This is a genomic window from Pseudoalteromonas sp. A22, from assembly GCF_018141345.1.
GTDB classification, from domain to species: Bacteria; Pseudomonadota; Gammaproteobacteria; order Enterobacterales; family Alteromonadaceae; genus Pseudoalteromonas; species Pseudoalteromonas maricaloris.
In genome coordinates, this window is record NZ_CP047238.1 from 1,757,542 (window position 1) to 1,771,340 (window position 13,799).

The window sequence follows — 13,799 nt, forward strand, 5'->3', positions numbered from 1 at the left end:
ATATTAAAGTCGACACGTTAGCTTGAGGTAAGGTATGGAAATAGAAATAACACAAGGATGGGACATTGAGCATGCGCAAGCGGCTGCTGAGCTTTATGTTGACGCGTTTGGTAGCAAATTCAAAGCCGCAGTGCCGGATCGCAATAAGCTGATCACTATTATCGCGAAGAGCTTCATCTCAGAATACTCCTTTGCTGCCTTTGCAGATGGCAAGTTAGTGGGGGTTGCGGGCTTTCAATATGGCAAAGGCGGTTTTACATCGAATATGGGCTTTACTGGACTCATTGACGAATTGGGCTTGCTAGGCGGGGTTAAAGCCGCAGCGGTGTTTACCCTATTTGAGCGAAAGCCTGCGCCCAATGAGGTGGTGATGGACGGCATCGCAGTTGCAGAATCGGTCAGAGGACAAGGTGTTGGCACTGCGCTTTTAGTGGCACTGCAGCGCTATACCAAACAAAGCGGGTTTCACGCTTTACGACTTGATGTAATTGATTCTAATCCCCAGGCAAAAAAGCTTTATATGAGAATGGGTTTTGTTGCCTCCCATCATGAAGATTTTTCTTATCTAAATTGGTTAATCGGTTTTAGCGGGGCAACAACGATGTTGTGGCGTCCATAGGACCGGTTTTCTGTGCTGCAAAAAATAAACGTGAAAGATAAGCAGACCTTAGGCATTTGCTTTTGCTATGAAGTAACAAGTAAAATGCCGAACTTTACGCATAACCAGACACCGACATGACAGCAATAAACCCTGTATCGACCCTCCTTAATCATTTGCAAACCCAAGCCGTACCAAACGAGCTAAGGCGTCTATTTCATGGACGTGGTCGTTGCTATGAAGGGCTGGAACAAATCACAGTAGATTGGTTGCAAGGTCAGCTCTTAGTCTCTTTATTCAAGGAGCACGACGTTGACTTGATAGCGTCGTTAAAGCAGGCATTATTATCACTTGTGGAGACCGAAGCGTTTAACGGAAAACTCTCTGCTATTTTACTACAGCATCGTTATTTGCCTGACTCAGATCTCGAGGTTTTGTATGGTGAATTAACTGCTATGCCTATCGTTGAAGAAAATGGACTTAAATATGGCTTAAAGCTTGGCGTAAAACAGAACATGGGACTGTTTTTAGATATGCGTTTGGGTCGTGAGTTTGTTAAAGCTCAGTCTACGGGGGCTCGGGTACTTAATCTGTTCTCTTATACTTGCGGGTTTTCCGTCGCGGCAATTGCAGGCGGTGCTGCCCATGTTGTGAATCTAGATATGGCAAAAGCGGCGCTCAAGCAAGGCCGAGTCAACCATCAACTCAATGAACACGACCTCAGTAAGGTGTCTTTTTTAGGCCATGATTTATTCAAATCTTGGGGAAAAGTGCGTAAATATGGGCCGTACGACCTTATCGTAATTGATCCGCCAAGCTTTCAAAAAGGCAGCTTTGCATTGACCAAAGACTATCAACGTATTTTAAGAAAGCTTCCTGAGTTACTTACGCCAAATGCCCAAGTGTTGGCGTGTGTGAATTCTCCCGATGTTTCAAGCCAATTTTTGATTGATGAAATGACCAGAGAGGCACCAACGCTTACGTTTGTTGAACGTTTACAAAACCCACCTGAATTTAAAGACATTGATGAGCAAAGCAGCCTCAAGTGTTTAAGATTTAAAGCAAGTTAATCTATTTTTTAGCACTTTAACTTGGATGTAAAAGTGTGGACTAATACAGATAACCATTTAGCATTGAAAAGCGACCATTCAGCAATATTCAGAGTGCTTTTCGACGCTAAATGCGTACCATGAACGTATTCAGTCACTATTTGTATTGATTATGGTCAATCTCACATTGCAGCGAAATGAACAATTCGCAATTTTAGCCATCGTTGCCGCAATAAGTTTTGCTATCAGCCTTACTGATTGGGTGCAGCGGGGCATGTTGTTGTCGACAAATATCGCGGTTTCTTCTATTTTGGCGGTTGTGTTCCTCTACTGGTTACCTATGGTGATAAGTTACGTACTCATCATCCGTTTCAAGATAGGCAATTGGCCGCTGCAATATATCGGCTTTTATGGACTGATGGTAATGGGCTGTTTATGTTGGGGTGTACTCAGAAGTGGAATGTTAAATACCCATGCATTTTCACTGTTTGAGGCGCTAACCATCGCACTGCCTTGGTCTAGCGGTATTTTTGTGGTGATTAAGTTCTACCTTTCCCAAAAGTTGTTAAAACAAGAAAAACAGCTTCGCCAACTTGCTGAAATTAAGTTATTACACAGTCAGTTAAACCCGCATTTTATGTTCAACAGCCTCAACACAATTGCAGCCTTTGTACCAAATCAACCAGAAGCAGCACGGTCTTTGGTTCATAATCTCGCTGCGGTATTAAGATATTCATTAACGCATTCTGTGACAAGCGGAAAAATACCGAGCAAAGTATCCGTTGCCGATGAGCTAATTGCACTAAATCAATGGTGCGAGATAGAGCAAAGCCGGTTTGGGGATGCGCTTATCATCGACTTTGATATCGACGATGCATTATTGAGCGAAGTAATACCGCCAATGATTTTACAGCCGCTTTTGGAAAATGCAGTAAAACATGGCAACAGTAGGCCGCTTCACATTGATGTATTAATCAAAAAGTTAGCGAACCAGTTAGTGTTTAAAATCAGTGACAACGGGGTGGGCTTTAAGGAGCGGGACATATTGAGTTCGTCAGATGCGGGACTCGGTCTTTCGATCACGCGCTCACGGTTAAAGTTAGAAGAAAATGCTGAACTTAGGCTTGGTAACGACATGCACACAGGTGGTGCGGTTGTCAGCTTTTCACTCACACGAGGAGCAAAGGAATGTTGAACATTGCTATTGTGGAAGATGAGCAACCAGCCATTGATAAATTAACGGAACAACTTAGCCAGATCACCAAGTACAATCTGGTACTGACTTGTAACACGCCATTAGTATTTCTTGATACATATCGAGAACTTGCGATAGATATTGTCTTTGTCGATATTAACTTGCCAGAATGCAATGGTGTTACTCTGGTCGAGAAACTTCAAGGGGCGGGGTTTTCAGGTGCGATAATTTTTACCACGGCCTACAGTGAGTTTGCGGTTGAGGCTTTTACGCTCGGCGCGGTTGATTATTTGCTCAAACCGTATAGTACTGAACGCTTAGCCCTGGCGTTATCAAGAGTTAATCGTGTTATCGCTACAGGATTCGCCGCTACTTTAACGAGTAAGGTGGCGGGGAAAACATCACTAATTGATGTCAGCAGTATCGAACTTATAAAGCTAGAATACGGTCAAGCCATTGCGTTTAGTAATGGACAGCAATATCCCATTGATGGCTCCCTTGAGGAGATCCAACAGCAATTGCCAACACATTTCTTAAGAGTTCACCGTAATGCCATTGTAAACCAAAGCGCGATAACTGCGTTTGAACGCTGGGTTACAGGGGGTTACCTTGTCAAGTTGCGAGATAGCAATTTACAAGTTGTGACTAGCCGAGGTGGTGCAAAACTACTCAAACAACAACTGAGCAACATAGGGCTCAGCTAACTCAAAAAGGTAATAAAATGATGAAAACTATAATGCCATTTTCTTTGGTAGGGCTTCTTGCGGCCTGTTCAAACACGACTATACCAGATGTTAAACGTCAGTTTATCGATGATGGTCAGACTCACCCATTGGTTGTGGTGTTAGGTGGCAGCGAAGGGGGGAATACACTCGCTAATCCTCAGTGGAAACCATTTTTAGATGGATTTAATGATATTGGTGTCTCAGTAGCGGCACTTGGTTATTATGGCACTGAAAATACATCGAGCAGTGCAGCTGAATTATCTTTGAATGATATAGCCAAACGGATAAAAGCATTGAGTGCAGACCCAAAGATAAACCCAAATTGCGTAGCGGTGTATGGTTTTTCTAAAGGAGCGGAGCTTGCGTTATTACTCGGGGCGCACTTTGATGAGATAAACCATGTAGTGTCCGTTATGCCTAGTCACGTAAGCTGGAATGCTGTTAAGACCTTGTCTTCTCGCTCGAGTTGGACGCTTAGCGGCAATGCTCTGGACTACATTGATGCCCCCCTGTTGTCATGGAAAATGCAAAAGGGGAACGTAACGGGAGAGTTTACACCTGCCTTTGAGGCTGCATTGGCAGAGGCAACGCCTGAAGCAATTGCAGCCGCTCGCATCCCGGTTGAAAACACCAATGGGCCAGTGCTGCTGGTCTCTGCCAAACACGATGAAATTTGGCCATCGTACAAAATGGCCGGATATATTGAAGCTGATTTACGCGAAGCTAGTTTTTCTCATCCATTTAAACATATCGCACTTAACTCGGGTCACTACAGCTTTAACAAAAAAGTGCAAACTGAGGTAAATCAATTTTTAAGCGAAACCTTGGTAGCACGTTGCGCGAATAAATAGTAATAAATTCACCTTGCTTTTATATTGCTGGTCGTTGAAAAATTTACCGAGCTGCAGGTAACGTTGTGTCTGCAGCTTTTAGTCGCTTTGTGTATTTTGCCGGTGTGATCTGAAAGATAGTTTTAAACTCGCGAATAAGATGAGATTGATCAGCGTAGCCGCAATCTAGCGCGAGTTGAGCGATGTTAATGTCAGGCGTTTCTCTCAGTTTTTGTTTAGCCAATCGGACTCTATAAATGCGAGCTAAATGTTTAGGGGTGATCCCACAATGTGTTTTAACTTGTCTCTCTAATTGCCGTTTTCCGATCGGAGTTTGAGCATATGCTTGCTCTAAAGGGGTCATTGAAACAATATGCTCAAGGAGTATTTGGGTATGTAGGATAGAATTCTGTCGAGGAATTGGCATATTCAATATCGGTTCTAGTAGTCGAAGTAATGCTGTCAGGTTGGCACTAGTTTGCAGCGTGTTCAACAAGGGCAATATATTATTGGGATTTGCTATAGGGTGTTGCAGCGTTTTCAGAAATGCCAGTCCCGCGGGTTTAAAGCGGATCCCGAAAAAACATGCCTGTTCAGAATAGTTGACTTTGCTAGACTGAATGGCAATTGGTTGCAGATAAAAGGGGGCTGTGAGCTGATTGTCATTGAAGCTAACGAGTCCACGAAGAGGGAAAATAAATCCAGTTGCCCCGTCGCTTGGAAGCCAAGTTTCTCCGCGCTTGTGCGATTGTGCAAACCAGATAGCTTGCACATAGCTAGCGATTTCACCTGTTGGGTTTATTAATTCAAGCGTTAGTTCTGTGCTCATTGAACTCTACATTCGGCTTAAACATTTTCACGATCCGATTCCAGCTGTTGATGGCATTAATAGCGATAGTTAACGTGGTCAATTCTTTATCATCAAATTCTACATTAAGTGTTTGATAAAAAGCATCATCAATCACTTGTGCGTTTGTCAGATTTTCACAAAGCGCTAATGCCAGTTTTTCTTTATTGGTGTATAACGGCATGTCTTGCCATGCACTTAATCCAATAATTCGATTAGTGGTTTCACCATACTCTAGTGCCTGTTTAGTGTGCATTGCAATACAAAAAGCGCATTGATTGATTTGTGATGCTCTAAGTTTAACGAGCTCCCAGATTGTGATTCCAAAAGTTGCGTGGGCTTGCTGTTTTAATAATTCCTCTTGTCCCAATAAGTGCTGAATAAGTTCAGGTGCCTGATTGAAGTAGTCTGCTCTTTTCATTTCTGAATCCTCATGTTTAGTGATACGTATAGTGTAATGAGGTGTAAGCGGTAAAAATTGAAAAAAAACGTCTTTGTAATAAAATTTTAAGGAGGAAACACACAACTCTAATTTAAAGGATGGTTGTAAAATAATGTGCGATGTAAACCTTGCTCTAGCGCTTTATCATTTATCCACACTCAAAAAAATCTGGCTTCAGGCCAACGGCACTTTTACAAATAAACAGCAGCAGGTAGAGCCAGTTAGTTTCGAATTATATAAAGCGACTTTTGACATACTGGGTCTAAGTTTGTCTCAAGCACATCAATTACAGTTTCAATATGCTCATGATTACGATAGCTTTATTGATGCAATTGTAACAATTGCTCAGCCGAGTGGTGAAAAAATAGCATTGTTAAAACATGTCACCTGCCACTTACCTTGCCCCGACAGTTATCAAGAAAAAATAGCTGCTGTTCAGAATATGCCGGATGTACTCACTGAGGACGACCTGAAATGCTGGCAGGACAACGGCTATGTCATCGTTAAGAATGCAGTGAGTGCTGAAGGCTGCGCCAATGCGAGAAACGCCATCCAAGACTATTTGGAGATTGAGTTAGCAGACCCAAAGACTTGGTATAAGGTTAACCAAGAAAAAATGAGTCGCAGTATGGTGCATTTGGTACAACATAAAGCACTGGAAGACAATCGGAATTCAATGAGAATTCATAAGGCCTTTAGTCAGTTATGGCAAAGCGAACAACTGATAGTTTCAGCCGATCAGTGTGGTTTCAACCCGCCTGAAACTGCGCAATCTAGCTTTCAAGGTCCTGATCTACATTGGGATTTAGATTTCTCTAAGCAACTCAAGTTTGGCACGCAAGGGATTTTGTATCTATCAGACACTGAAGAAAAACAGGGGGCAACAACGGTTGTGCCAGGATTTCATACGAAGCTAGAGTCATGGCTTGCAGTTGCCCCGTGGGATCCATGTATACCAAACACCGAGTACTTACATCAACTGGGTTCCAAAGCAATTGCAGCCAATGCAGGAGATATGGTGATTTGGCATCAATTTTTACCTCATGGTGGTAGCGCGAATACAGCAAACGCACCTCGTATAGTGCAATACATCAATATGCATCCATTCCCCGAAATGTAGAAGGTGAAAAAATCTCTATTTGGTTAAATTTTGTCTTAACTTGGCGGCGAGTAAACAGTAGTATGATTGTGAAGTTTGGGAGAATGTAGCAACTCACCACAAGGAAAAGCCGTCGATGCAATTAGCACAACTCAATATAGCCACCGCTAAATACCAAATGGATGCGCCAGAAATTCAATACTTTGTCGAAAGTTTAGGCCGCATTAATTTACTCGCAGAGCAAAGCCCTGGCTTTATTTGGCGCTTAAAAGATGAAACCGGTAATGCAACAGAGATTAAGGCGTTTGATGATCCAAATATTATCGTGAATATGTCTGTATGGCAGTCGGAGCAAGCGCTCAAAGATTTTATGTTTAAAACCGCGCATAAGGAATTTTTGGCGCGTAAAAAAGAATGGTTTCACCGCGCTGAACAGGAAACTTACGTGTTATGGTGGGTTGAAGAGGGCCATGTCCCGACGCTAGATGAGGCCAAAGAAAGACTCGATTACCTGCGTCGTTTTGGAGATTCGGCTTATGCCTTTACGTTTAGAAATAGTTTCACCGAACTAGATCTAAGGGAGAGGGAAGCTTGTGAAGAAGATTAATCTTGTGCACCGATGAAATGATAATCAACCCTAAGGGGGGAGAGCCGCGTGGAGTGGTGAATACCGATGATGTTGGTGGTACACTTATCGCAGATCATGATGTAAGGATTTAACGAAAAATGCGCGCGGCACTAAGAAGCAAGATAATAGAAGTATGTGATAAAAAAATCGCACAAAAAGGGGATAACGTTGGCGTATCATTTTACGCTTTTTTTGTCAATAAAAACACGGACCCTGCATTACTTATGGAAGCGGCAACTTGGTGGATACAAACTCACGAACTAGACCACTTCGAAAAGGCGTTAAAGATAAAAGCAATGGCTGAAAGTGGAAAATAGGTCTTAAAGGATATTGTCATGGGCCATCAATCGAGATGACCCAACTGGCAGTTACAGCGTGTAAAACGAGACAAAAAATACTGCAACAGATGCAAGTGCAAACATAGTGTACTCGGTGATAGTTTGTTTGCGTTTCTCATCATCAGTTTTAGGGGCTGTCGCTATCATTAGCAGGCTAGTGACAAACATTGCTAATGAATATAAACATAAGATTGATAAAGTAGCATCTGTAAACATATAAGCCTCGACTTGGTTCTACTCATTTTAACTACGTGCATCATGGTCATACAGATTAACCTCTATACACGTTTATTTAAGTTGTATTCGCTTCTAATTACAGTAAATTATACTGTGTTTTTAGGTGTTTCTGAAAGGAGTAAAAGATGCAAGTTGAGTATTTTGTGGTTGACGCATTTACGCGTAAACGTTTTGGTGGTAACAACGCTGCAATCGTTGAGGTTGAAAACTGGCTTAGCGACGCCCTAATGCAGCAGATAGCCATCGAAAATAACCTTTCCGAAACCGCCTTTTTGAAGCCAATTGATAACAATCATTATGAGATCCGGTGGTTTTCTCCAATTACTGAAATTGACTTTTGTGGTCATGCCACGCTCGCCGCGGCGTATGTGCTTTTTAATCACAAGGGAAAATCAGGTGAGATAAAATTTCAAACCCAAGAAGTCGGAACACTCACTGTTAAGCAAGTGGCTGATGGTCGCATTGTAATGGAATTTCCGAACTTAGCCCCTGAGTTAACTAAAGCCCCCGACGCATTGCTGGAAGGGCTGAACGTAACACCGACGCGGGTACTTAAAAATCGCCAAGCGTACTTTGTGATTGTTGAGACTGAGCAGCAAGTACGCAGCTGTGAATACGACAGCGATAAATTGAAAACCCTTGCGCCTTTTGATGTTGTGGTGACAGCAAAAGGCGATGACGTTGATTTTGTGTCGCGCTACTTTTGGCCTGCTAATGGGGGCGATGAAGATCCGGTTACCGGTTCAATTCATGCCGGGTTAGCGCCATATTGGGCAAAGGCGCTAAACAAACAAAAACTTCATGCACATCAGGCTTCAAAACGTGGCGGTGAGCTATTTTGTGAAGTGACGGATACGAATGTCATCGTATCTGGGTTTGGTGTACTTTACGCAAAAGGAATATTCGAAATTGAGGACGAATAAGATTCACTTCATACAGGCAAAAGAAAGTGACTTTGATTACCTAGTGGCATTGCGTAAAGCGACCATGGTGCCGCACTTAGAAAATGCCGGACTGTTTTTGACTGAAGCTGAACATAAAGCCCGAGTATTATACGAATACCCAAGCTCACATTTGATTCATATAAATGAAAAGTGTGTTGGCTTGGCTAAGTTTAAACAACGTGAACATGACTATTACCTCTTTCAACTGCAAATAGAGCCCCAGCAACAAGGAAAGGGGCTCGGTGCGCAAGTCATCAAAAGCTTGATAGAATCCTACTCAACATTGCCTTGGGTATTGACGGTGCTTAAAGCGAATCCCGCGAAGCGTTTATACGAAAAGTTGGGATTTGTGCAGTTTGCTGACGATGAATATGAGTTTCATTTTAGGCGTGAACCTAATCCCTAAATTTAGTATTCTCTAGCCAATTTAAATTTAAAAGAGTTGTTATGGCAAAACAAATATGGGTAGATGCCGATGCCTGTCCTGTGGTGATAAAGGAAATGCTGTTTCGCGCTGCAGTGCGTACTTCTACCACGGTTACATTGGTTGCAAATCAATATCTAAAAACGCCTCCGTCTCCTTTTATTCAAAAGCTTCAAGTCCCGAAGGGGTTTGATATTGCGGATAACGAAATCGTGAAGCGCGTGAATGAAGGTGATTTGGTTATTACTGGCGACATTCCACTTGCAGACGAAGTCATTGAGAAAAAGTGCACCGCACTTAACACGCGCGGTGAATTGCTGACGAAAGAAAACATAAAATCTCGCTTAAATATTCGTGACTTTATGGACACGATGCGTGCCAGCGGCGTACAAACTCAAGGGCCACCACCTTTGTCTCAAGCTGATAAGCAAAATTTCGCCAATCAATTGGATACTTGGATCACCAGAAACACAAAGGGGTAGGTATGGCTTACAAGGCGAGTTGTTTGTGTAAAGCGGTTCAAGTTGAGATCCGTGGACCAATCAGCGATATCATTCATTGTCATTGCACTTTATGTCGTAAGTCTACTGGCACGGCTTATGCGACTAATGGCTTTGTGCTGTGGAGCGATTTTGTGATTCTCAGTGGCGAAGAGGCACTAAACACCTTCGAGTTTAAACCTGGAAGAAAGCGCCATTTTTGCAAACATTGTGCAAGTCCAATTTTTAGTTCGAACGAAAGCGATCCAAAGCGGGTGAGGTTAAGACTTGGCATTTTGGACTCGGATATCAAAGAGCGGCCAATATCACATAATTTTATCTCTTCAAAAGCCAATTGGGACGACTTAGACGCGCCGCTTCCTCGCTACGATGCATTTGAGCCTAGCCGCGATTTATCAACAACATCGGGAGGTAATTAGTGACGGGTATTAGTGATTTATCTCAATTATTAAAAGACATTTCGCCGACGCTTGATGAAACACCTTTTGTATTTTGTACAGTGCAAAAAAGCCTTGCTGAGTGCGTAATTTTCAATCCAATTGCGACCTTTATGGAGCGCGAGGGGTTAACGCTGGTAGTCACCAAGCAAATGGCAGACGAACATGGATTGGATTACAGCTGTGTGATGAATAAAATTACTTTGCAAGTGCATTCGAGCCTAGAAGCCGTAGGGTTAACTGCTGCATTTTCCAATGCGCTAAAAGGTGCTGATATTAGCGCGAATGTGATTGCTGGTTTCTATCATGATCATATTTTCGTACCCGTAAATGATGCTAAACGGGCGGTACACGCGATGCAAACGTTGGCAAAATGACATTGATAAATCTCGAAGGTTGCTAGGTAGCATGAAAGTTTACTTTAAAAGAATGGCCTCCAAAGGTGTGTGTCCTCCTAGAAAACCGCTTAAGAAAATCCTTTGGTCATGGGTTGGTGCAATGGTGGGGATCTTGTTGATTACGGTGATTTCTAACTTCGCTTTACCATATGGTGTTGGCAGCGCATTGCTCATTGGCTCTTTTGGTGCAACTGCTGTTTTACTCTATGGCGCTCCTATGGCAGAGTTCTCTCAACCGAGGAATTTACTGGGCGGGCATTTCTTTTCAGCTTTACTCGGCGTCAGCATTTTTATTTTGCTTGGAGAAGAGAGTCTTTTTGCAGCACCGCTTGCGGTATCGCTCTCAATTGTTGTGATGCACTTTACTCGAACCTTGCATCCACCCGGTGGAGCGACCGCGCTAATCGCCATTATTGGTGGTGAGTCTGTTCATAACTTGGGATATATGTATGCATTTTATCCCGTGTTGATGGGGGCTCTGCTGATGTTATTGGTCGCGCTGTCTGTGAACAATATGTCGCGCAACCCCAAGCGGCATTACCCAGTTTATTGGTTCTAACTATTTTATATAAAAATTTAAAAGGACAGGCATGTCAAAAATTGAATTCGTCCCTTACCAATTAGTCCCAGCTAGCTTTAATCCATGGCGTGAAATATTTGTTGAAGTGGCAGAAGAAGTGATGATGGCATTAGCACACCCTGAACTTGAATTTCTACACTTTGGTTCAAGCTCTTTTAAGGTTGCCGGCAAAGGGATCATCGATATCTCTGTGTTATACAAACCCGGGCAATTAACGCAAACTGTTGAACATCTTAAAAATGTAGGCTTTAAAGATCAGCACAGCGATAATCCATTTCCTGATACTCGTCCTAGAAAAGACATCGCGGTGATGTATCAAGGTGAGTTGTTTCAAGTGCATGCTCATGCTATTGAAAAAGGGAGTGAAGAACATATCAAGCAAGAAAAGTTTAAAGCTTATATGCTCAGTAATCCTGACGCGCGTGCGGAGTATGAAACTCAGAAGCAATTAGTAATAGCGCAAGGTATAGCCTCCCAAGATGAGTATGGAAAAGCTAAAGCGCCATTTGTAAAGCGCACTTTAAAGGACATCCACTTTAATTAACTAAAGCCTCGTAACTAAAGCCTGATTAATCATATCTTTATAGCTGTTAGTGTTAGGACAACGACTAAGACCTAACGCTAACAGCTTGCCATTTACTTTATTTAGATACCGTAGTCATTGCAGGATGTGAAATTGGTGTTTATCTAGTTATAAGTTTTAAGGGACAGGGACTTAAGCTTAACCTATGTCGTTTTAGATAATTGCATAATCTTTCGTCGTTTAATTCTAGGTATCTGTTTTTATATACAGTATTATTTTGTTTTGCTTGTACACCAACATTAAACCGTAAAATAAAGGAATAGCAGATATGATCCCAACGATTGAAACGAATCGATTAAGATTGGTCGCACCCAATAAAGACGCTTTTGAAACCTATAAAAAATTTTATACAGACGGATCTGCTTCGAAAATGTATGGTGGTCCAATAGGCATAGAGCAAACTTGGGCTAGGCTTAAAGCTGATGTAGGCTCTTGGTATTTACTTGGTTTTGGTGTGTGGGTAATTCAACTAAAGTCGAATGATAGCTATGTTGGTACATGTGGTTTTTGGCAAGGCAAAGAATGGCCAAAAGAATTAACATGGTGGGTGCTACCCGAGGCGAGAGGCCAAGGAGTTGCAACGGAAGCTTCGCTCGCTGTATTAAAACATGCTTACAATGTATTTAATTGGGAAACTGTCGAGACTTACATGAATGATGATAATGGCGCTGCTCGAGCTTTGGTTGAAAAGCTAGGTGGCGTTAAGGTAAGACGGCAACAATTTAACGATGACCTGAGCCGAGATATTTATTTTCTTCCAAAACCTTAGCGGTAAATCGTGGTGTTGAGCACAGCTCTGAAAGTTGCAGGTTTAGTCCACTTTTCGGAATAAAAAGTAACGAATAACTATGGACAGGCACATTTATGTTGATGTTTACAAATTTAAGGCATGTGTCTAAGCTTTAATTTCTTCAATTAGCATTTGCATGTTCAAGGAGTGAACAATGGGATTAGCAAGGAAGTATCAAATCAACTTGTCAAATACACATTATTATCATTGTGTGTCACGTTGCGTCCGCCGCGCCTTTTTGTGCGGTGAAGACATGCTGACTGGCAAATCTTATGAGCATCGACGAGCCTGGGTTGAAATGCGATTGCTTTTTCTATCCAAAATATTTTGCTTGGATGTTTGCGCTTACGCGGTAATGCCTAATCACACCCATGTGGTGTTGTATATCGATGATAAAAAAGCACAAAAGCTCAATGATAAAGCTATTTTGCTACGCTGGAGCAAGCTTTATAAGATATCTTCGCACGCTCATCAGTTCCTCCAAGGTAAATGCTTAAATGAGGGGCAAAAAGGTGTGTTGAGCAAAGAAATAAATGAATATAGAAGCCGCTTAGCGAGTATTAGCTGGTTTATGAGAGGGCTCAATGAGCACATCGCTCGACGTGCTAATCAAGAGGATGAATGTACCGGACACTTTTGGGAAGGGAGATTTAAATCTCAGGCCTTGCTTGATGCTTCAGCCTTGTTGGCATGTATGGCTTACGTAGACTTAAACCCCATTCGTGCAAAATTAGCTAGTAACCCCGAAGATTCAGAACACACTAGTATAAAACTTAGGTGTGAGTTTGCAAAAAGATGCAAACAGCCAAAGTATCTAGCGCGGTTTTTAGGAAATACCAAAAAACATATGCACAAAGGTATACCCTTTGAATTACGTTCATATCTAGACTTAGTTGATTCTACAGGAAGATGCATTCGTGCTGATAAGCCCGGGCTTATCGATCCGCGTCAAGAACCTATTTTGGAGCAATTAGGTCTAGAAGCACGTAATTGGTTTAAACTTACTACCCAGCTTGAGCAAACTTTTCACGGTGCGATTGGTAGCGCAGATTCGATAGAGGCTTATTGTGAGCATCGCAAATTAAGGCGACGAAGTAATATTTCGCAAAGCCAACGACTTTTTACGTAATATGAACTTACGTAGACGGCCAATTT

Annotated in this window: 20 protein-coding genes; 17 read left to right on the top strand and 3 right to left on the bottom strand. The window is 42.3% G+C overall.

Annotation, left to right across the window (positions count from 1 at the left end):
- Positions 1-34: 34 nt before the first annotated feature.
- The 5 genes from GSF04_RS12680 to GSF04_RS12700 all read left to right on the top strand — a co-directional run bounded on the left by GSF04_RS12680 (position 35) and on the right by GSF04_RS12700 (position 4,418).
- Entirely contained in the window at positions 35-619 is a 585-nt protein-coding gene (locus GSF04_RS12680) for a GNAT family N-acetyltransferase (protein WP_211859697.1), read from the top strand.
- A gap of 116 nt (positions 620-735) precedes the next feature.
- A complete protein-coding gene (locus GSF04_RS12685; RefSeq protein WP_130126202.1) occupies positions 736-1,668 on the top strand; it encodes a class I SAM-dependent methyltransferase in 933 nt (310 codons plus the stop codon).
- Positions 1,669-1,819: 151 nt separating this feature from the next.
- Entirely contained in the window at positions 1,820-2,842 is a 1,023-nt protein-coding gene (locus GSF04_RS12690; protein ID WP_211859698.1) for a histidine kinase, read from the top strand.
- Positions 2,836-3,546 carry a LytTR family DNA-binding domain-containing protein gene (locus GSF04_RS12695; protein WP_130126204.1) on the top strand — a complete coding sequence of 237 codons (711 nt, stop codon included), beginning with the start codon at positions 2,836-2,838 and terminating at the stop codon, positions 3,544-3,546. Before GSF04_RS12690 ends, GSF04_RS12695 begins: the two co-directional genes overlap by 7 nt.
- Positions 3,547-3,563: 17 nt before the next feature.
- Positions 3,564-4,418, top strand: coding sequence for an acyl-CoA thioester hydrolase/BAAT C-terminal domain-containing protein (locus GSF04_RS12700; RefSeq protein ID WP_017218617.1), 855 nt, complete (start codon positions 3,564-3,566; stop codon positions 4,416-4,418).
- Between the two features lie 43 nt (positions 4,419-4,461).
- Here GSF04_RS12700 and GSF04_RS12705 read toward each other — a convergent pair whose 3' ends face one another.
- The gene (locus tag GSF04_RS12705) at positions 4,462-5,226 is read right to left on the bottom strand and encodes a helix-turn-helix domain-containing protein (RefSeq protein WP_211859699.1); all 765 of its coding nucleotides are present in this window, start codon (positions 5,224-5,226) and stop codon (positions 4,462-4,464) included.
- Complete coding sequence (locus GSF04_RS12710; protein ID WP_211859700.1) at positions 5,204-5,665, bottom strand: carboxymuconolactone decarboxylase family protein; 462 nt, start codon at positions 5,663-5,665, stop codon at positions 5,204-5,206. Before GSF04_RS12710 ends, GSF04_RS12705 begins: the two co-directional genes overlap by 23 nt.
- A 133-nt stretch (positions 5,666-5,798) precedes the next feature.
- Here GSF04_RS12710 and GSF04_RS12715 point away from each other — a divergent pair, with 133 nt between their 5' ends.
- The 3 genes from GSF04_RS12715 (at position 5,799) to GSF04_RS12725 (ending at position 7,730) form a co-directional block, all read left to right on the top strand.
- Positions 5,799-6,806, top strand: coding sequence for a phytanoyl-CoA dioxygenase family protein (locus tag GSF04_RS12715; protein WP_211859701.1), 1,008 nt, complete (start codon positions 5,799-5,801; stop codon positions 6,804-6,806).
- A 115-nt stretch (positions 6,807-6,921) separates the two neighbouring features.
- Positions 6,922-7,392: a DUF3291 domain-containing protein gene (locus tag GSF04_RS12720; protein WP_211859702.1), complete on the top strand. Its 471-nt coding sequence runs from the start codon at positions 6,922-6,924 to the stop codon at positions 7,390-7,392.
- A gap of 119 nt (positions 7,393-7,511) precedes the next feature.
- Positions 7,512-7,730, top strand: a complete 219-nt coding sequence (locus tag GSF04_RS12725; RefSeq protein ID WP_211859703.1) for a DUF6500 family protein — start codon at positions 7,512-7,514, stop codon at positions 7,728-7,730.
- Positions 7,731-7,781: 51 nt separating this feature from the next.
- On the opposite strand, the gene GSF04_RS12730 is transcribed toward GSF04_RS12725, so the two are convergent.
- A complete protein-coding gene (locus GSF04_RS12730; RefSeq protein ID WP_010604566.1) occupies positions 7,782-7,967 on the bottom strand; it encodes a hypothetical protein in 186 nt (61 codons plus the stop codon).
- A 146-nt stretch (positions 7,968-8,113) separates the two neighbouring features.
- On the opposite strand from GSF04_RS12730, the gene GSF04_RS12735 reads away from it, so the two are divergent.
- From GSF04_RS12735 to GSF04_RS12775, 9 genes are all read left to right on the top strand, one after another.
- The gene (locus tag GSF04_RS12735; RefSeq protein WP_039495651.1) at positions 8,114-8,911 is read left to right on the top strand and encodes a PhzF family phenazine biosynthesis protein; all 798 of its coding nucleotides are present in this window, start codon (positions 8,114-8,116) and stop codon (positions 8,909-8,911) included.
- Positions 8,898-9,338, top strand: a complete 441-nt coding sequence (locus tag GSF04_RS12740; RefSeq protein ID WP_211859704.1) for a GNAT family N-acetyltransferase — start codon at positions 8,898-8,900, stop codon at positions 9,336-9,338. The genes GSF04_RS12735 and GSF04_RS12740 overlap by 14 nt, the downstream gene beginning before the upstream one ends.
- Positions 9,339-9,379: 41 nt before the next feature.
- Entirely contained in the window at positions 9,380-9,838 is a 459-nt protein-coding gene (locus GSF04_RS12745) for a YaiI/YqxD family protein (RefSeq protein WP_010371749.1), read from the top strand.
- A 2-nt stretch (positions 9,839-9,840) separates the two neighbouring features.
- A complete protein-coding gene (locus GSF04_RS12750) occupies positions 9,841-10,275 on the top strand; it encodes a GFA family protein (RefSeq protein ID WP_211859705.1) in 435 nt (144 codons plus the stop codon).
- Entirely contained in the window at positions 10,275-10,670 is a 396-nt protein-coding gene (locus GSF04_RS12755; protein ID WP_211859706.1) for an ACT domain-containing protein, read from the top strand. The genes GSF04_RS12750 and GSF04_RS12755 overlap by 1 nt, the downstream gene beginning before the upstream one ends.
- Before the next feature lie 31 nt (positions 10,671-10,701).
- Positions 10,702-11,250 (top strand): HPP family protein, encoded by a 549-nt coding sequence (locus GSF04_RS12760; RefSeq protein WP_211859707.1) that lies wholly within the window; start codon positions 10,702-10,704, stop codon positions 11,248-11,250.
- Positions 11,251-11,281: 31 nt separating this feature from the next.
- Positions 11,282-11,815 (top strand): GrpB family protein, encoded by a 534-nt coding sequence (locus tag GSF04_RS12765; RefSeq protein WP_069019018.1) that lies wholly within the window; start codon positions 11,282-11,284, stop codon positions 11,813-11,815.
- A gap of 307 nt (positions 11,816-12,122) precedes the next feature.
- Entirely contained in the window at positions 12,123-12,623 is a 501-nt protein-coding gene (locus GSF04_RS12770; protein ID WP_039495656.1) for a GNAT family N-acetyltransferase, read from the top strand.
- Between the two features lie 175 nt (positions 12,624-12,798).
- Positions 12,799-13,773 (top strand): transposase, encoded by a 975-nt coding sequence (locus GSF04_RS12775; RefSeq protein WP_211859708.1) that lies wholly within the window; start codon positions 12,799-12,801, stop codon positions 13,771-13,773.
- The last annotated feature ends 26 nt before the right edge of the window (positions 13,774-13,799 follow it).